Genomic DNA, 19609 nt, shown 5'->3' with positions numbered 1-19609 from the left:
GGAACCGCCCCGGGCTCTTCGGCCGGGGCAGGGGGGATGAGCAGTCGGATGCCTCGTCTTCCTCACGGCCTGCACGTGGCACCCACACAGGGCCGCAGTCGCCGGCGAGCGGTGTCTTTCCGATGTTGTCGCGAGGCACCGGGGCCATGGCCGGTGGAAGGGGGTCTGCTCAGTCGCCGGCGAGCGGTGTCTTTCCGATGTTGTCGCGAGGCACCGGGGCCATGGCCGGTGGACGGGGATCTGCTCAGTCGGTGGCGAGCGGTGAAGCTGAGAAGTGGCGGGTCATCCGTATTGCAATGCAGGCTTTGGGAGAGCATGGGTTCGCTCTGGGTGGCAGCCTTGCTCTGCATGCGCATGATGTGAGTCGTCGCCCTGCGGGGGACATCGATATCTATGCTCCGCTGGGGATCGATCCGGTTAGTGGGCGCGCCCTTGCGGCTAGAGCCCTGGTTAATGCCGGGTACAGAGTCAGCAACGCGAATGCGAAATCGGTTCACGAAATATTCGTCTACCCCCCAGGGGGGCACGAGCCGATTTCTTTCGAAGTGACCAATATGGATCTCAAGAGACCCCCGGTCAACATCGATGGAATACCTGTCATGTCCATCGAGGACATCATATATAACAAAATTGATGCAGCTGTCAAGCGGGGGTTGGCGAAGGATTTCTCCGACCTCAGCGCCCTCGTGACTGCGCGTGGGGTCGACTTTATTCGCTCACGCATGACCCCGAACAGCGACCCGATTTTTCGGCAATACATCCTAATTGGATTGGGGGCAAGCGTCGAAAGAGTCCTGGATGAAAGCTTCGCGCCCTACGGGGCAAGCAGCGCTCGGGTCCGAATGAACATTAAGAAACTGACTTCTGACGCCAAACCCCTCGTTGTTCCGCCGGCGGACTCTGCGGACACCGTGGTGCGACGGAGCATGCTAGACGGCTTGGAGGTCGATTTCCCGGAAGGGGAACGTCAGGTCGGTGAGGCTGCCGACGACGCCATTAAGGATTTCGCGAAGCGTTTGGCGCGCTTGATAAGGGCGGAAGGTGCTGAACGGCTGGGCGTCGGTATCGAAGCGGGTGGCCACGGCTGGGCGACGGTACGCAAAAGGTTTGCGGGAACGCCCGGTGTGTCGAATGCGGTGAACAAGTTCGCCGATGCCCGTGCGAATGCTACGGGCAACAAGCGCACCGAAAGCGTCGAGGCCAGTTTTGTGCACCACCTGACCCAGGCACTGATCGCTGACGGCCAGGATGCCGAGACGGCCCGACAGACTGCAGCGGGACTCATCCGTTCCGGCCGCGGCCTGGGGACGCCAACGCCGCGTGTGGCCAGAGTTGTGCTGACCAAGCAGGGCATGGATAACAGTCTGGCCCTAAAACACCCTGACGGCCGGATCGTGGATCTCCACGACATACGCGGAATGAAATTCTTTATTGACGGTTGGGTGGCCAGGGGAAAGCTGGCTCCTGTCCGTCTGCTACTGCACCGACTGCGGACCACCGGCCATGCCCAGGAGTTCCGCCAGCTTGATAGCCACTATCGCGATGTGTCACGGATGGCTCCCAACCGCATGCTGCTGCCGAAAAAGATTCACATGTACTGGGCCGGGAAGCAGCCCACCCCAGAGGCATTGGCCAACATCGAGGCTTGGGCGGCGAAGGCAGCCAGTCGGGGATGGGTCCTGCATTTGTGGACCGACGACACTTTCCAGACGTGGCCGAACGCAATTCGTATGCGCTTGCAAGAGCGCGTGCGCATCCATACGGACAGTGAGAAACTGGTCGCGGCAAACGGCGGGCCCGCCGTCTTGGAGATGTATCGGCACCTCAAGTCCATCGGGGTGCACAACATGGTCTCCGATGTGGTCCGCTATGCCATGTTCAGTGATGCCCGCGAAGGCGGTGGCGTGTACCTGGATGTGGACATCGCGCCAGGCAAGGCGGATCTTCAGAACCTTGACACAATTGCGATGCACCACAGGGACGTCCCGGTCTTCGCGCCGGAAGTGCGAAACATGGCTTCGGTCGACCGCGCCTTGAACGCTGCCGGCCTCGGCACAAGAGTCCGTGACCTTGATGAGCGTACGTACTGGGCGTCCCAGTATTTGTATGAAATGGGTCGTCTCAACACTAATGTCATTGTTTCCCCGGGCGGCTCCGTATTTGCGCGGCGCGCCCTGGAGCGAAGCCTCTCGAGCTATCAGTACTTTATGTCGGAGTTCCAGGGGAATTACGGCGAAGGCGCCTCTCGAAAATTTGCCCATGAGCTTGGAATGATGCTCAAGGAATCTGCCGGCAACATCTCCGGTCCTGGCATGATCCAGGAGTCCAATTACGGCCCGAAGAACACGCCCGTGCTGATGGCTCGGTACGCGCACGAAGAATTCGGGGTCGCAGCCCTTAACGACAGCGGGACTGCAGACCCCAGCCTGGTACCAGAAGAAAACACTGCACTGTTCGACCCTCAACTCGTTGATTGGATAAGTAAGCTCCGCCTGCTCACCCCGGAAAGTGAAAATACCCTCGACAAACCGAGCAGTGCCCCGAGACGCCCTTTGGCACACGGCGTGGACGTGGTGAACCCGGGTGCAACCCCGGCCCACCGCTTTGCGGGCGACGCGATTGACGATGTCGCTACCGCGGATGAGGTGCGGCGCAGTCAGATCCGGCGGGGGAAGCGTCCTGAGGTGGTGTTGCCGGAGACGGTGGCTGGGCCGGTGGCTGGGCCGGTTGGGGGGGTGACTGGGTTTGAGGAGGCCGTGCGGAGGGAGCCGGCGTTGCAGGGGTTGCGTCCGGCTGATGTGGCGCGGGCGTTTGCGATTCAGGAGCGAATGGATCCCTCGCGGGCGTTGATCGGGACGGATCCGGAGACGCAGGCGAAGCGGGAGCGGCGCTGGCGTGACCTCGCGTCGATCACCCGGGTGCTCGTCAACAGTGGCCAGGATGCTGCCGTGACCAGGGCTCGGGAGCTGGCCACGGGCAGGAACCGCCCCGGGCTCTTCGGCCGGGGCAGGGGGGATGAGCAGTCGGATGCCTCGTCTTCCTCACGGCCTGCACGTGGCACCCACACAGGGCCGCCTCAGCTTCCTGCGGTTGATGGGAATGGACCAGAGCCCGGTGGCCCGGCCAACGATGGTGCCGCCGGGACCAGCAGCCACGGGTTTGAGTACAGCGACCGGGAGCCCGTCGTCGGAACCGATGTTTCCAGTGAACGCTCGGCGATGCACTCGGGCTCTGTCTCTACCGCAGACGGTGGCACCGGGTTTGTGGTCACAACGCCTGACGACCCGCACGACGGCGGTATCGAGCCTGACCACGACGACGACGCACTCCCGCAACCCGCGCCCACCACGACACCGCAGCGCAACTCGACCCACAAGCCACAGCACGACCACGGCCTTGAAGAGGAAACTCACACCTACACCCACCCTGCCCTCGGCGAATGGATGTCTGCGGCAGATGCTGTCAGGATGGGCATCACCACAATCGCCCAGGACGCCGAAGCCGCACTTCTCGGCCTCACACGCCCGGAGCCGCTGACTCCCAAACAGCAACCACGGCCCGCGGATCCCGCTCCGAACCGTGCAGGCCCGTACCCGGCTGAGGCTTCCCGCCGTTGGCCGACAAAGCCGGCGCCGGCCGCGACCAGCAACCTGACCAGCATCCCGGACGGCGGGGAACCGCCCGCGCCCACCCACAAGCCCGGCCGGATCACGCACCCCGCACACACACCGCACTCGACACTGCTCGCGGAGGACCTCGGCGAACGCCAGCGGCCGCGACTCGACCGCGACTTGGCGTCAACGCCGCAGTCCATAGGGCCAGTACGGCTCAGCGACGAGACCCAACTGCCGGCGAACATGCAGGCCCAGCAGGAATCGTCGCCCTCCGCCCAGACCCCCGTGACCGATGAAGCGCGACGAATGGACCTGGCCTTCCGGGTTTGGAGCCGGGAGGGACTGGAGGACACCCTACGGACTGCCGGAAAGGGCGCCAGGTCGTTCGTTGTCGGTGCGCTTCCCACCGGGCCGGTGTGGGCGGTAAACGTCGCCAGTCGGATCGTGTGGTTCGATCACCGCACGGGGACACTCATTTCGGGGCCGGCCTCGGGCTCGGCAGAGGTCTTCTCGTCGATCGATCTCAATCGTGACGGAACGTTGATCAGTCCGCCCCGTGAACTGGCGGAGCTGGGCGAAGAGGCGGTCCGGCTCCCAAATCTGGTGCCACGTGGAGAGCTTCGGGGGTATCTCGCCCAGATCCTCGCCGTGGGCGATGAGGTGAAGCCCGCACGTGTCTCCGAGAAGGCCGAGCCAGCCGTCGCCAAGAAGCAGGAAGAGCCTGCGCGAGCTGCGCAGAAGGAGGAAACCGAGACGGCGGTGGTCGGTCTTCCCCACCGAGCTCCGTGGTACGCCGAACACGGCATGCTAGGTGAATTCACGTTGCGCGGCGTCGAGGAGTGGACGCCGGAGGACGCGGCGGAGCATGCGCGAAAAGTTTCAGACGCCTTTGCGGTGCCGGGTCTCCGGGACGAGGTCGTCAAGCGTGTCACCGACATGCTGGTAGCCCGTGATCTCGATGACTGGCGCACGTGGCTGGAGCGGGGACAACACTTCGCCCTCAACGACGGGCGGGTGGTGTGGCTACGACCGGAGCTGCACCAGTTGCAGCCGCTTGCCGAAGCTTCGGCGAAGGACAAGGTCCGCAATTACACGGTCCGCTTCGCCTCGACCTCGTTGACAGTGGAGAGCGCACAGGAGCACGTCCGGGCCACCGACCTGGCCATCTTTACGGCCGTGCAGCTCGCGGGCGTGGCCGCGTCAACAGCGGTGGCCGGCGTGCAGGTCAGTGGACATGCTGCCCGGTCGACGATGTGGGGGGCCAAGCAGAACGTCATCAGCGGGCGGAAGCTGTTCGTGGACGACTCGAACGGTTTCGTTTCGGAGCTCCGCTTCAGGCTGTCGGTGGATGGTGCAGCGCAGGTTCCGGCCGAAGCGGTGTCGGTGCCGCGCCAGGTGATGGTGGAATTCCCGAAAGCCTTCTCGGGTTCTGCCGAGCCTCGCGTCGCTTTGGAGCCGCTGCCGGCGACGTTCACCGGTGGCCCAGCGGTCGGGAGGTCCGTGGCAGCGCTAGGAGCGCGGCGGCACCGACTAGGTGGTGAGGTTCTCAACGGTCTGGACCTCAGAGGTCTGGTCGACGCGTTGACGGGTGCGTTGCTGCGGGCCGGTGTGCCAGGGAAAACCACAGTCGAGGTGATCAAAGAGAGCATGACGTGGCTGACGGAGCCGGCTGTCCGGAACCGGAGCCGCTGGTGGCTCACCAGCGGTGACGTCTCCACCGCGATCGTGAAGGGGGTGAACCTCCCGGGGCTGGAAGGGTTCAGGGGGCACTTCCGGGCAACGGCCGATTTCAGTGATCTCGAGGCGATCGGCCCAACCGACTTCTCGACCCGTGAGGATCTGGGGACGGGCCTGTCGGTGGTCCAGCAGCGCGGTGGCAAGAGCAATGCCACGGTGACTGCCGTCGCCAACCTCACGGGTATTGCGGCTCCGTCGGTGGCTCATCCACAGGCCAAGGGCATGCTCCCGTTTGTGACACTGTCGTACACCTCGGGCTCGAAGTGGTCGCGGACGCTCACCACTCAGACGCTGAGCCACACGATCCTCAAGGCCCAAGAGGTCATGGCGAGATACCGTGCCACAGCCGTGCTGTCGTTGGAGTGGACCAGCACGTCGCACCCTCGGCTCGGCACGGTCCAGGCGCAGGCGCATGGCGAGGTGAGTGTGCCGTGGCGGGGCGGTGAGGGTGCACGGGCGTTCGAGGAGGCTGTCCTCGGCGAGGTCCGCAGTCCTGAGCTGTTGGCGCAGGAGGCGGCCGCTGCTCTTCCAGCGGTGGCGCAACCACACGTGCGGCTGCTGCTGCGGGCGGCGGGGTTGCAGACGTCGATGGTCCGTGCGGAGCGGACAGCTGCGCAGGTTCAGGAACTTCGGCAGAAGGGCAGCGAGGTCCAGGGCAGCCAGTCGGTGCCTCTGCCGCTGGCACTGGCCGCATACCGGGGCGCTGGGTTCGCGGTGGCGGCGGCGTTGCCAGGTGCAGAGTTGGTGGAGGTGTTCCTGCGGGCACTACTGCGGGATGCGGCGGCGGGACAGAGGAAGGTCAAATGGAGTGCGGTCGACGGCCAGTTGGCGAGCTTCTTCGGCCGGCCGGCGCTGGAGGGCGAGGTAGCCGACCTGCTGGCCGGTGTGCATCACGACGTGCAGGTGGGCGGGCGGGTGTTCCGGCTGAAGGTGCGCGGTCACCTGCTCGCGCACCGCGGTACGGACACGTATGACATGACGGTCAACAAGCGGGCCGCGTTGGGTGAGACTGTGGCCGGCAGTGTTGAGCACGGCCATCTGGCACAGTTCGCGTTCGGTGCGGCGGCGCGCTTCCAGGTTTCTCCCGAGACGCGGATGCAGTTCGGTGCCCTGCGACTGCAGGGCGCGTACGGCGTCGCCAAGGGCCGTGCGTTCACCAGTGTCGCCAAGAGCTATCGGCGTATGGAAAACGTTGGGGCGGTCGACGAGCACCGTTACGACGTGCTCTACGAGGTCTCGATCGCGCCTGTGGAACGCCCGCAGAAGGCACTGAAGTTCTGGTTGGACGACCCGGGCAACTTGCTCGCTCAGGTCGTGGTCGCGCGGGCACATGCGCCGGCCGAGCCGGTCTCGCGGGAGGAACGGCTCGAGGCGGGCACTGTGCGGTACATGCGAAGCTGGCCGCAGGGCGAGCCGCAGTTCGACTTCGCCAAGGGTGCCGCAGGCTTGTATCCCGCGTTTTTGTCCACCGACCAGTTGATGAAGCTGGCCGGTGGGTTGTACTCGGCGATCCACCGGATACCGCTCGGTGCGGATCGCGAAGAGGCCTGGCCGACTCAGCTGACCAATGCTTTCCTGCCGAGTGCGCTGGCATCGTTCTTCGGGCACCTGACGGATCCGAACGGGCTGGTGGTGGGTTTCCCGGAGGTCGCTGGCCAGCAATCGGCGATGACGGTGCGTGTGCGCGGATACAAGCCGCGGCCGGTGGAAAAGTTTGCTAAGGACCAGCCGACGGAGATCGAGCAGTACTCCCAGGGGCAGGCGGTGCACTCGAATACGACCGCAACGGAATGGGCGGTCGGCGGCGCAGCGGCGCTGGGGTTGCAGGCCCGGTACGGTTCCGACTCTGGTAACGAGGTCACCATGGTCGATCCGCAGGAGGAAAGCGCTGAGCAGCATGGCGACGCGCACCAGGAAACCGCCGGCGGCCGACACGTCAGCCAGGTGGTCGCCGACGGCCGGTATGTGGGCAGCGCGTCGGAGGAGAACTCCGAGGGCGGAATCGACATCTCCCGCGTGACGTACCCGGAGGGGGAGCCCTTCCGGGCCGACGCCGTCTGGGAGATCACAATGCACCGGTGGAAGGAAGGGCACGAGGACATGGCCCAGACGACCACGCGCCTGGTCCACATCGCGTCCGGAATGGACATGCTCGTCCCCGAGCGGCGGATCGAGGACGTAATGCCCGCCCAAGCCGCACCCTCTGGGACTGCGCAGGCATCCGAGGATGCGGTCGCGTCGAAGCCCGAGGTACGTCACGGCTACATGGGGGGCAGCCTGCAGGTCTCGGCAACACACGCGGAAGCGCTGCAGGCTGGCGGTGTGTTCCAGCACATCGTCGATACGCTCAAGGACCGGGGTGTGCTGTCCCGCCGCGATGTGCCGACGGCTCTGCGCACTGCTTTGCTTGCCGCGTTCCGCTCCGATTCCCTGGAGAAGAAGTGGTCACAGCTCCTCAGTGACGGTGTGTCCGGCTGGTTCCCGTTCAGTGGCAACGAGTCGTCGTCTCTGTCCGGTCTCGGTGGCGGTACCCGGTACCTGTGGGTGAGCGTCAAGGCGGTCGGGATGGCCCCGGCGACCGAGTCCCGGGATCGCCCCAAGGACAAGCTCACGCTGCGCGGCGAGGAAGTGCAGGAGGAGAAGGAAAAGAAGTCCGTGGGGCACGGGTTCCGTGTTGGCTTCAACGTAACGGGACGCGGCGGCGCTCACGAAAAGGACGGCGACCACGGCCACGCCGGTGGAGACCTGAACGTCTCGCGTTTCTGGCTGGCGCTCCGGGGGATCACGGAGAAGCTGAAGATCCTGGATATCGTGCGCTCCAGCCCCAAGGGACCGAGCGTTGAGTTCAGCCACGAAGTGGCCTTCCAAGTGGAGATGCGCCTCGCCACGAAGGCGCCTGAAATCCTCAGCGCCCCAGGAGGACTTGCCGTCGCGATCGGCCGCGCGGTGACGGCGCTGGGCGCCTGGCTGCCGATGCGAGCACCTCAGCCCGAGCGCGCCTGGTTCGCGAAGCAGTCGTGGACGTGGACGCACACCAGCGAGCCGAACTCCTTGTCCGGCCAGGCCAGGCTGCTGACACCGCGGGCCATGACGGTTGCGGCGGCCGGCCCCGACAAGCAGCCGCTGCGGCAGGCGATCACCAGCAGCCTGCGGTGGGACCCGGCATGGCATCCGGACGGGGAACGGGCCGCCTCGGTGACCGAGGCCGTTCCGTCCGATATCCACCCTTGGGACATTCCTGCCGCGGCCGTCGTCAGACAGTGGGCGAAGGCAGTGGCGGCCGCCGGCGGGAAGCGGGGTGTCGACCCGCTGCACCTCGGCCGGGAGGTGACGGCCCTCGGTATCGGCACCGACGCCGGATGGACTTACGACCAGCAGACGCGTATGACGGCCCTGCGCGTCGGCATCAAGCAGCTGCTGGCACACACGTATGACATCCATGTCGCGGGGCGGAAGGTCACCGTCGGCTTCGAGTTGACGTCCGCGCGAAGGTGGTCCGAGGCGGACCACGCCGCGAAGAACCGCCAGTACCGGCAGGCGGACGAGGACCGGGAAGCCGGCTTCCTGCGCGTCGGGGGGACAGTTCGCGGGCTGGGCCCCGATGCGGGCGGAGGTGTCACCGATGCCGCGGTACAGGGACGCACGGCTTTTGACGAGGGGAAGGCGGGTGAGCAGAAGGTTGAGCGCGGTGTTTCGGAGACGATTGAGACGAACGCGGAGGCCAACAGGTCGTACGCGGTGTTCGATTTCGACGTCCGAGTTCACCTCAGCAACGCTGGCCGGAACGGCCGACTGACCATTGATGTGCCGACCGGTCTGACCGCGAGCCTCCCGCTCAACGACGAGGGCGAAGTCGACTCCGAAGTACGCACGAAACTCGGGCATCTCTTTGCGGTACAGGAGGACGAGTCGGCGCAGTCTCCTAAGACACCCCTGCCGCGAAAGCCCGTACCGGCCTCGGTCCCGGGGCAGGATGATGCGCCAACCGTCCCGGCCACGTCTGTGGAGGCGGCGCGGCGGAGGCAGATCCGGGAGGGCAAGCGGGCTGAGCCGGCGGTGCCGGAAACGGTGCCCGAAACGGGCGACATCGCGGTGTTCGTAGAGGCCGTACTGACGGAGCCGGCGTTGCAGGGTTTGCGTCCCGAAGCTGTGGCGCGGGCTTTCGCGATCCAGGAGCGGGTGAATCCGGGGCGGACGCTGATCGGGACGGATCCTGAAACACAGGCAATGCGGGAGCAGCGCAGGCATCACCTTGCGGAGATCACTCGGGCGCTCGTCGACGGTGGTCAGCAAGCCGCCGAGGAAAAGGCCGAGAAGTTCGCTACCGGCAAGACCCGTCCCGGGCTGTACGGTCGTGGGCGGCGGGACGAACTTGCGGCTCATGCACAGCGTCAGGAATCTGGCCCTGTCCTACTCGCTCCGGGCTTTGACGTATGGGGCAGGCACGGTGAAGAGCAGCAGGGCCGCGAGATTGTCGACAGTGATCTCACGGACCGCATGCGCCGCTGGTTGGAACGGCCTGCAACTATGGACCGCCCGGTGCGGGTGAAGGACCTGGTCGGACTGCAATACACAGGCCAACCGCATTGGACTCCCGAAACTCTGGTCAAGGTGGGCTCGCTCAACCTGAGCTATGCAGACCGGGCCAGGCTGGTCATGCGCGTGCCGGGGCTCAATGACCAGTTGGCTGCCGCGCTGTCGAAGCGGTTGGACGACACTGCACCGGCAGGTGTTCGCGTACTGGTGCAACCGGGGTATGCATCCGGTGATCAGTTCGGTATCGCCGCAGCCTTGATCGGAGACCCAAAGCTGCATGTGGTGTTGGTCAGCGACGTGGCAGGTAGGAAGGATTCCAGCGACGCTATCGCCGAATTCTACCGGAGCAGTGGTATCCCTTCGTCGCGTGTGCACCGCGTCGCAGCCGACGGACAAGCGGCGTTCGAGGCGAGTCGTAAGAAGGTGAACCGCATCTTCGACGATCTCAGCCCCGGTCTTTCACACGCACAAAAGCTAGAGCACACCCTGCAAGTGCGTGACGGCACTAAGTGGATTGCCCGCAACTTCACTGTCGGGGTGCGTCGGGCAATTCGTAGGGCATGGCGCGTGGATGATTCCGGGTTCCCCTCAGCTACGCAGGCGGCGGTTGCCGACTGGCTACGGCGCAAGGGAGCGTTGCCATCTAAGACGCAGGACACGATCGTGCTCTGGTCGCGCTTCAGCGGCAAGAGCGGCCACGCACATGCGGAGCATGACACGTCATATGAGGGTATGCGGCAAATTCTGCGCGGTCTGGCGACAAAGGCGAAGGCGCAAGGAGAACAGCCGTTGGTGGTGATCGCAGGTGATGCATACGCCGACCCGCGGCATAAAAATAAATACAGGGACATTGTGCAGGAGGCGCACAAGGCTGGCCTGAATGTCCGAGATCTGACGAACTTTTGGAAGGCCGACAAGGCGTTCCTGCAATCTTGGGGAGGTAACGACCGGGTCGGTCAGTTCAAGGTTTACGAGTACCTGCACCGGTACAGCCGCAGCACTCGCCATCTGGGCTTTCGCAGTGGCAACTTGGAGTCTCTTGCATTGATGGGGCATACCGTCATGTACATGGAGGACCGCGACCACACAAGCAGTTGGCGTATGGAGCAGTGGCACGCCGCAAGAAACTCACTGCTTACGACGCATGGAGCACTGGCTACGGGGTACGAACGCATTACGGTCGATGAACTACCGACCCGTACGGGCAAGGTCATGAACAAGCTGCGGGATATCGAAGCCAAGATGAAACTGGACGATCCCGGGCGGCAGAACCTTCCTAGTCATAAGAATCCCCCATGGATTTTTGGAGCCTCACGCCGAGAGCCAAAGCCATCGAAGTACTTCACCAATGTTGGTAAGGGATTCTTCCCGAATGACCTCCTGAAGATCACCGACTATCTTCTGCCACAAGCACCCAACGCCGCACCGGCTGCAGCAGTACACGCACGCCAAGGCGATGGCGGGCAGCCGCAGTTCGCCGTGATTCCAGATGCCCCGGCTCAGTTCGATGCCGGCGAGCTCCTGAACCATGAGGTGGCGAAGTGGGCGGATACGGAACTGCGTTGGGAAGCAGAGGTAGAGAGGGTGTCAGCGCAGCTCGCGGTGGCACAACGACATGCCTTGACGGCGAGTCGGCAAGCCGAAGCAGCCGATCAACAAGTAACCGAATCTCGGAGACTGGCGACTCACTGGAATAAGACGCTGCAACAAGCGACAGCGGATCAGGAGGCCGCGAAACGGAAGCTGGCTGCAGTACAGCGAGAGACGGCTCGGTTGGTACGGCTGGAGCAGAGTGGTGCGGCACCGTTGTGGCAGGTGCAGAATCAGCGGGCCGTAGCACGACAGCAGGCATTGGTGGCGGAACGAGCGCAGCAAGCGGCGGACGATCTGGCGTCAGATGCGGCGCAACAACAATGGCTGGCGGAGCAGCAGGCTGAGGCTGAAGAACGGGTAGCACAGCGGGCAGTTGAAGCGCAGGAAGCGGCGGAGCGCCGGGTAGCAGTGACGCAGCTGGCAGCGGATCGTGCGGCGGAGGCGCACCGGGCTGCTCGGACGCAACGTCGTGAAGCGGAAGCGCAACGTCGCGAAGCGGAAGCGCAACGTCGTGAAGCGCGACGTCGTGAGGCTGAACGTCTAGAAGCAGAGGCGCAGCGTCGTGAAGTTGAACGTCGTGAAGCGCGACGTCGTGAGGCTGAACGTCTAGAAGCAGAGGCGCAGCGTCGTGAGGCTGAACGTCGTGAAGCGCGACGTCGTGAGGCTGAACGCCTTGAAGCAGAGGCGCGACGTCGTGAGGCTGAACGCCTGGAAGCAGAGGCGCAACGCCGCGAAGCACAACGCCGGGCGGCGGCGCATGCCCCGGTCCATGCTGATGGCGACTTCTCCGATACCGACGAGGTGGAAGATGTACTAGCCGACGACGACTCGTTTGTCGTAAAGGAAAAGTTTCCTGACGAGCGCATACGATGGGCTTTGTCGCAGTTTCACAGCGACACTACAACTGAGCCGCAGCCGACAGCAGGATTCGGCAAAAGTCGTTTCGGGTTGCGGCCCGACAAGCTGCGGGTCAGTAGGACCGAAACGTATCGAACTCTGTTCTTCCGCAAAGACAATGAGCCGCTTTTCCGATACGACACACGCCACTTTGACACTATATTCAATGAGGGATTTCGGCCTTGGAACAATAAAGCACCGCGTAGTCTCCTCCACTACCAGAGTCATCTACAACGTACAGCCATGGTGAGCGCCTCTCGCAGCGCCGGCACATTCCTTCCACCCTGGGCCGTCGCCCCGGACGGAACGGCCAATCTCTATGTGATTAAAGCCCCCGGTGGCGTCGACATGGTAGCCAGCCTCCGGCGCAGAGCATGGTGGATGATGTACGAGGTGGCTTTCTGGAAGGGCATCAGGCCAGAATTTATCGACCGGGTCGAAATCGTCCGGAAGGTGCCGGGCCAGAAGAAGCCTCAAGTCGTCAGAGTAATCACTCGGCGTGACTGGGAAAAGGAATTTGAGCACCAAGGAAAAACACTGCAGGATGGCTCTTGGCGAGGTCCAAATGGATTGAAGCTCACTGCCGAGGCGAACGAACTTGCCAGCGATCTCAGAGAAAGCGCATACAGGCTGGAGCCACGCATTACAGTCCAGCTGCGATCTTGCATGAGAAAGATCGACAATCTGAAACTCGCCTCTGACGTCAAGTCGGAACACTCTCTGAAGCGCAAATTGGCGACGCAATTGCATCAGAATCCTGCTCTTGCGGCGCAAGATGCTGTGCTCAATTTCGGAGACGCCCTGCGTTACACCGTAAAAGTAACCAAAGATGGAAAATACACAAAACGCGTTGGAGAGGTTGCTGCGGAGTTGCGGCGTCGCGGCTATACGTTGCTGTATTACCGCAATTCCTGGGGAAGTTCAGGATATCAAGGTATCAACTCGGTATGGCGTGACGTGGTAAACGGTGTCAATTTCGAGGTGCAATTCCATACCGCGCGGAGTGTTGATGCCAGAGAGGCCGCTCATAGCTTGTATGAGAAGGTGCGTATTCCTGGTGTAAGTCGGGAAGATCTGGCTGCCAATCTGAAGGAGCAGGAGAAAATATTTCGTCGCGTTCCTGTACCTGATGGGGCCTCTTCCGTACGGCTTTGAGTGGATAGACGTGCAGGGTAGTATGCAAGAAACTCGACGGCGGAGGATCCAATGGAGCACACAAGATACTATGCGATGCTGGGAGCAGATTCCTTTCGCGAAAACCCAACCGGTGTTTCTCGTCGGCGCATCGTGGACGGAGTAAGTTTCGACGAGGTGTACACCCGGAATCACCGCTGGGAGCCCACAGAATACTTTGCTCTCTACATGTTGGGCCACAACGAGATCGAGCATGTCGAGATCGACAAGGCGGAGGCTGAAGCGTTTATAGAAAAAATCTCCGGTCCGGATTTCTCTATTGATGAGGTAGCAGAGGGGAATTACCAGAACGGAAGTCGCATCGCGGGCGGGGAAATGGTCGCCGGAGGGCCTTTGAAGGAAGTAATTCGAGATGCGGAACGCGGTAACAACGAAGCCAAGCACATTGATGACGGCGAATTCGGCAGCAGGAGCATGGCGACCACCAGCCTTCATGGTCGGGCGAGACGCTTGCGTGCTGTACCCGTGCTCTCGGACGTCGACCGCGCGCTTTCTGACGACCAGGATCTCGAGGATATTCCCGACGACGTCCGTAAAGCGGCCCGTTCCTTCCCGAATCATTGGCTTGACCTTGTTGATCCACTGTGGGACGACGACCAAAACCTGCCAGAGTGGGCAATTGTGGGGGGATGGCGGTCGGACGAAGATGGCGAGGTGGCGGGGTGGGCTGTAAACCCCGATTATCGACCCTCGCCGGCGATGCTGAACTGGGATGAACCGGAAGACCTCCTCGATGCCGCGGTTCAGTTGGCTGCCACCGGATACGGCCCCACCGAGGAAGTCGCAAGGTTGCTTGCGGCAACTGAGGTCGCGGTACTGGTGGATGCGGCGGGCTCACCGGTCGCTGCGTCAACTCCTGACGGCACAGCGGTGATTCCGGCCTTCACTTCTCAGCCGCATGTCGACAAGATGGGTGCCTTTCGCCACCAGGTGATCGCCGTGACACAGTTGGTCGATCAGATACCGAAAGGACATCTGTTGTATCTGAATCCAGCGGGACCAGTCGGGTTCGCCGTAGAAACGGATTCCCTCTTGCATGCGATCGGCCAGGCAACCGAATAGGGAGCTTCTTTAAGACCGCCTACTACGTGGTGAGGGAGTCGTTGGGCTGTTCATAGGGGCGGGGGATATGTGGTGACTCGCGCAGCTCAGGATCTACGCCGAGGAGTACGGCTTTGAGCCCGCTCATCGCCTGGGTAAGGGCTTTGACTTCCGGCTCCTCACAAGTTGGTGCGTGATAGCGGCTGAGGTGTCTGTGCTGGTGGGTGGCATGATCTGCGTGACGGCACGATCCCACGGACCAAGAACGGACCCGCTCTCGCCGGCTACGGCGCCGTGTCGATGAACAAGGCACTCACACCGGTGATCACAACGCTGCCCGAGCAGTCCGGCGATCGCTGACCTGGGACCGTGGCAAGGATCTGTCCCAGCACGCGCAGTTCAAGCTCGACACCGGCGTCACGGTCTACTTCGCCGACCCTCACAGCCCCTGGCAGCGCGGGACGAACGAGAACACAAGCGGGCTTCTCCGCCAGTACTTTCCCAAAGAACCGACCTGTCCAGGTGGTCACCCGAGAAACTCCAGGCCGTGGCACACGCCCTCAACAGCCCAGGGTCTTCGAGAAGTGATCTTGTGTCCGGGTTCGTCAGGTCAGTCCGAGGGCGGTGAGGGGTCGCTGGTGGTCTCGGCTGGTGCGGCGGAGTGCGGCAGCGATGTTGGTGTGGCCGTCCTGGCGGTGGACGCCGATAGCGAGGTTGCGCAGACCGGCCATGACGCGGGGCAGGTGCCGGGTGCGAATCTTCGAGGCGTCCTCACGGAAGGTGAGGTCCCGGACGTGGTGGAGTTGGTTCTCGATGCGCCAGTGTCCGCGGATCCAGGCCGCGAGTTCGCTGCCGGTGGCTGCGCCGGGCGGCAGGCTCGTGACCAGGTAGATCCGCTCGATCGTCAGCTTGCTGGTGGCCAGGTCACGTCTCCAGCGCACGACTTGGAGGGCTTGGCGGGCGTGGGGGTAGTCGAGGTGGGCGAACGCGGTGGTCTTCAGTCGGCGGATCTCGTCGCGGTGGTGGGCCCGTGCACGTTCGTAGTGGTCCAGGCGGATGTCGTGCCAGGGCAGGCGGCGGACCTTGTCGTGCAGGCCGGGGTGGTTCCTCTTGACGACGGCCAGGTAGTGGGCTCCGCGTTCGTGCAGGTAGGAGGCGTGGTCGTGCTGGGTGTGCAGGGCGTCTGCGGTGATCACCGTGCCGGTCAGGTCGATGCCGTCCAGGAGCGGGGCGAAGGCTGGGATCTCGTTGCTCTTACGGTCGACTTGCCTTTGGGCGAGGACTTGGCCGCTGTGGGTCATCGCGGCGATCAGCGTGGTGGCCGGCCGGTCCTTGGTGCGGGACCCGCGGAGTGTCTTGCCGTCGACGGCGATGGCCCGCCGGCCGGACACCGGGTCCTGACGTTCCTGGAGGAAGCGTCCGACGGCCCGGTCCAGGGCGTCGCCGTCCGCGGCGGCCAGGACGAGACGGATAGTCGTGGAGTGCGGCGGCCGGATCAGGCCGGTCAGCGGGTCCGGGCGGAACCCGAGCAGCGCCAGGACGCGCTGCGGCGCGTCGGCAACCCACTCGCCGATTGCCGTGATCGAGGCGGCGCCGGACAGAACGGCGGCCGCCGCCGCGGTCAGCAGGGCCGTCCACGAGTGGCGGACGCCGCGAAGGGCCCGTGGATCAGGCACCTCGACCAGGTAGGTCCGCAGGTCAGCGACCGTTTCCGGCGCGATGGGGCCGGAGGGGGCGCCCAGTTGCTGCAGGCATGACGGCATACGGGAAGATGGACGCGCAGGCATGGACTCGCTCGGTGCTCATACGGACTCGACACCCACATGATCACCAGCGGCCATGCCTGTTCTGCGTCCAGGGCCGCTGCCGACGGAAGCCGACAACCCGTCACATCCAGCACTCAGCAGGCGAACCGCCCACCTCGAGACTTCTCAAAGACCCTGGGTCAGCCCCCGAGCTGCGCATGATCTCACATCGCCTTAGAACTACCGGAGCTGCCCGGCCGCTTTCCGGAGACCAGACCGACGTCACTCAATCAAGTTCAGCAGCGTCCTGCCACTGCTTATCGAGTGCGATTGTTTTGAGTTGTTCAATGGTTAGGGCAGGTATGCTGCGGCTGGCAGGAAGCGTATAAGCTTTTGCGTTTAGTGCCATTACCCTGACGCGGGCGCCGTCCTTTTTGAGGGTGTCAACAGACCATACAACGGCTCCCTTGCCTCCATCGGGAGAGGGTTCTTTGGTGATCTTGATGCGAGTTTGGTCAGGCAGAATGTCTGCTCCCGCAAACACCTTCCTCATCCGCGGGTCGCCAGGTTCCCACTGTTGAACGTTCACAGCTATGAGACTCTTGCCATTCCCATCATCGATCGTCACATGCCCAAAACCATCAGAGCCACTGGGCTCAGTTGCCTCGATTCCTGTGGGTAGCAACGAAGTGATGGTGCGACCTATCTCCTCGCCGGTCATCCGGGCGGTTGACTTCGGTTGCTCCACATCGGGCGGCTTTGGAAACTCTGCAAGAATAGGTTTCCACTCTATGGCTTTCGCGACATTTGAAATCTGATCACTGGTCAACGGTAGTGAGTTTCGCCCGGACTTTCCGATTCTCTCATTTTTGGTGCCGGCCTGGGTCACCAGAATCTGTCCCCCGTCCTTGTACGTGAGTTGTACCGTGATAACTTGTGGGCCGGTCGGGTTAGAGTTTTTGGCGGGTGACTGGTCGACCGTAATCTGCGCACCATCAGGGAGATCCGACTTAGTGCACTGGCTGTATGGAGCGTACGCGGTATCGGGACATTGCAGGAACAGCGAGGGAATTGGAAGACCCCACCGAAACAGCGATAGCTTTACTTTGGCTGAACGCCCGCTCGCTTCAAAGGAAAGCTCGGCATTGGCTGTAGGGGCTTCTCCTGTCAGACCTGTCCCCTCTTGCTGGGACAGCGTCCCATCCGGAAGAAGTGATGTCAGAATATTTAGCATTTGCTGTGCCGAGACGGGAGTAGACTGCGCGGATTCGACCTCGCGATCAGCATTCGGCGAGGTGCAGCCGGCAATTAGGGCAGCCCCGAGGACAGTGTATGCAATTGCCGAGATTCCTTGTAGGCGAAGAATGTTTTTTTCGCCAGAAATATGAGGTGCCGCCTGATTGGAGTGTCGACTCCGGGGCCGGCCGCTAATCGGGGTGGACTGACCATTAAAAATCCTGCGCATTACAGACCTCCGAGGTTGAGTGCAAGAAATTGCCAATAGTAGTGAAGAATCTTCGCGTGCGTGAAACGGGTCACATTAAGGATGGCTGCACCTTAACGTGGAGGGCGTATATTGTTTCGAGCTGAGCGAGTGTGAGCCGGAATGACTTCGATTCACTTGACCGCTGACTAATCTCGCATGAAGTGTGAAAATTGGGTATAAAATTACGACATGCCAAGCAAAGAGAACTTGGTCGACTGAAAGCTTCCGCCCGCATGGATTGGACTTTCGCTGTACAGGGTGGAGATCCATTGTCGGAGAATTCGGCAACCTCGCTCACAGTATCTTCCTGTTCCGAATTTTCTTTCTCGATCGACATGTCTAATAATTTCTTTTAAGCGCCAGGTGTCACGACGGGTATGCCCCCTCGTGACACCTGGCACGGCATTCCGGTGCAGTGTTCTCGGACGCGCCGAAATCAACTGTTAGCGTCGCCTTAGCTGACCACTAACCGTCTGTCCGGATGTCCGACCCACTCGCAATCTCTCGTCCTCCGTTGATCAGCAGGTTCCGACAAGCCAAGAGGTGATCCTGTCGTTGATCCAACTGTTGACCGAGGGCACCGTCGTACGGGGGTTGATCTGGAAAGTCAGACCTGAGAACAGGTTCTCGAAAAAGCAGTAGTAGCTGTACGAGTTGTTGATGAGCGCCGAGGTCTTGTCGTTGAAGCGCGAGTACTCAGTTCCCGAGAGGCTGTAGCTGTCATCCCCAAACTGCTTTAGGACGCTGCCCTTGTAGCCATTGTCACTGAAGATACACATCGTCCATGAAGCGCAGGCGCTAGTGCTACCGTTTCCTGTCCCCGTTCCGAACGAGGAGGATGCGGACGCCTGAGTCGACAGGCCCAGAGAGAGGGCAATCATCGCCATCACGGCAATAATTGTGCTAAGCGTCCACTTGAAGGTTGTGCGCATTACTGAAGCCTTAACTTTGCGTCGTGCAGTGATGGACCCTGAATTTACTTTCTTTCGTGGTCCAGGGCATTAAGTTGCCCATATTTGCCATTAGAGCACGCAGGGATGAGTGTCCATAGAATTTTTGTGCCAGTCGTGGCCATGCGAGCGCCAAGGCTTCGGTGTAAGCGCTGCTCGGTAAATGATCTTCTGGTTACCTCGGCATGGTTGGCCGTTGTGTTTTCCGCTTGCCTATCCGACGAGAGCGAGGTTGGAAGAAGACGCCGAGGTAGGAGTTTTTGTTCTTGATCGCGACCATGGCGGCGATCCCGAGGAGCCGTTTGAGGTTGCTGTTGCCGGGACGGGTGCGGCCGGAGCGACTCACTCCGGCAGACTCGTTCTGTCCTGGGCAGACCCCGATCCAGGAGGCCAGGTGGTGAGCAGAGGCGAACTGGGCCATGTTGCCGCCGGTCTCGGCGATGATGATCTTGGCGCCCTGGCGCCCGATGCCGGGAAGGGTGGTGAGGTTGAGCAGGTCCCGCCGGCGGTCGGGCAGCAGCGTGGTGATCCGGTCGTCGAAGCTGGCGACGACCTTCTTCCAACGGTCGATCTTGTCTAGGTAATGCCAGACCATGAACGCGTGGTCATCGGTGAAGTCACCGTCCAACGCTTCGCTCAAGGCGGGGAACTTGTTGCGGGCCCGGCCAACCACAAGGTCGGCCAGACGAGCGGGATCACGCTCTCCGCAGATGAGGGCCCCCTAGGTGCAATACCGGTGACTTTGAGGGCTTCTATGTCGTTGTGTGGGTGTGCCAAGGCCCGGACAGGTGAAGTCGTCAGATGGTGAGCGGTTGT

Annotated in this window: 6 protein-coding genes and 1 pseudogene; 3 read left to right on the top strand and 4 right to left on the bottom strand. The window is 62.4% G+C overall.

Annotated elements, in window-relative coordinates; translation table 11 throughout:
- Positions 1-599 precede the first annotated feature (599 nt).
- From ACIP98_RS39225 to ACIP98_RS39215, 3 genes and pseudogenes are all read left to right on the top strand, one after another.
- Positions 600-13532 carry a hypothetical protein gene (locus ACIP98_RS39225; RefSeq protein ID WP_401981198.1) on the top strand — a complete coding sequence of 4311 codons (12933 nt, stop codon included), beginning with the start codon at positions 600-602 and terminating at the stop codon, positions 13530-13532.
- Between the two features lie 51 nt (positions 13533-13583).
- A complete protein-coding gene (locus ACIP98_RS39220; RefSeq protein WP_401981197.1) occupies positions 13584-14633 on the top strand; it encodes a type VII secretion system-associated protein in 1050 nt (349 codons plus the stop codon).
- 222 nt (positions 14634-14855) lie between these two features.
- Positions 14856-15180 (top strand): annotated as a pseudogene (locus tag ACIP98_RS39215) (IS30 family transposase); the annotation flags it as partial.
- A gap of 37 nt (positions 15181-15217) precedes the next feature.
- Here the strand turns inward: ACIP98_RS39215 and ACIP98_RS39210 are convergent.
- The 4 genes from ACIP98_RS39210 to ACIP98_RS39195 form a co-directional block, all read right to left on the bottom strand.
- The gene (locus ACIP98_RS39210; protein WP_401981195.1) at positions 15218-16375 is read right to left on the bottom strand and encodes an ISAs1 family transposase; all 1158 of its coding nucleotides are present in this window, start codon (positions 16373-16375) and stop codon (positions 15218-15220) included.
- A gap of 268 nt (positions 16376-16643) precedes the next feature.
- Positions 16644-17822, bottom strand: coding sequence for a hypothetical protein (locus ACIP98_RS39205; RefSeq protein WP_401981192.1), 1179 nt, complete (start codon positions 17820-17822; stop codon positions 16644-16646).
- Between the two features lie 539 nt (positions 17823-18361).
- Entirely contained in the window at positions 18362-18775 is a 414-nt protein-coding gene (locus ACIP98_RS39200) for a peptidase inhibitor family I36 protein (RefSeq protein WP_401981191.1), read from the bottom strand.
- 193 nt (positions 18776-18968) lie between these two features.
- Positions 18969-19433, bottom strand: coding sequence for a transposase (locus ACIP98_RS39195; RefSeq protein WP_401981188.1), 465 nt, complete (start codon positions 19431-19433; stop codon positions 18969-18971).
- Positions 19434-19609 lie beyond the last annotated feature (176 nt).

Origin of the sequence: Streptomyces sp. NPDC088354 (assembly GCF_044753585.1) — a bacterium.
In the GTDB taxonomy this organism is placed as follows: Bacteria; Actinomycetota; Actinomycetes; order Streptomycetales; family Streptomycetaceae; genus Actinacidiphila.
The sequence above is the reverse complement of the archived record's forward strand: the minus strand, read 5'-3'. Positions and strand labels throughout refer to the sequence as shown.

Bases quoted from the DNA above. Each gene is read 5' to 3' on its own strand.
- ACIP98_RS39205 (WP_401981192.1), bottom strand. From the start codon at position 17,822: ATGCGCAGGATTTTTAATGGTCAGTCCACCCCGATTAGCGGCCGGCCC.
- ACIP98_RS39225 (WP_401981198.1), top strand. From the start codon at position 600: ATGTCCATCGAGGACATCATATATAACAAAATTGATGCAGCTGTCAAG.
- ACIP98_RS39220 (WP_401981197.1), top strand. From the start codon at position 13,584: ATGGAGCACACAAGATACTATGCGATGCTGGGAGCAGATTCCTTTCGC.
- ACIP98_RS39210 (WP_401981195.1), bottom strand. From the start codon at position 16,375: ATGCCGTCATGCCTGCAGCAACTGGGCGCCCCCTCCGGCCCCATCGCG.
- ACIP98_RS39200 (WP_401981191.1), bottom strand. From the start codon at position 18,775: ATGCGCACAACCTTCAAGTGGACGCTTAGCACAATTATTGCCGTGATG.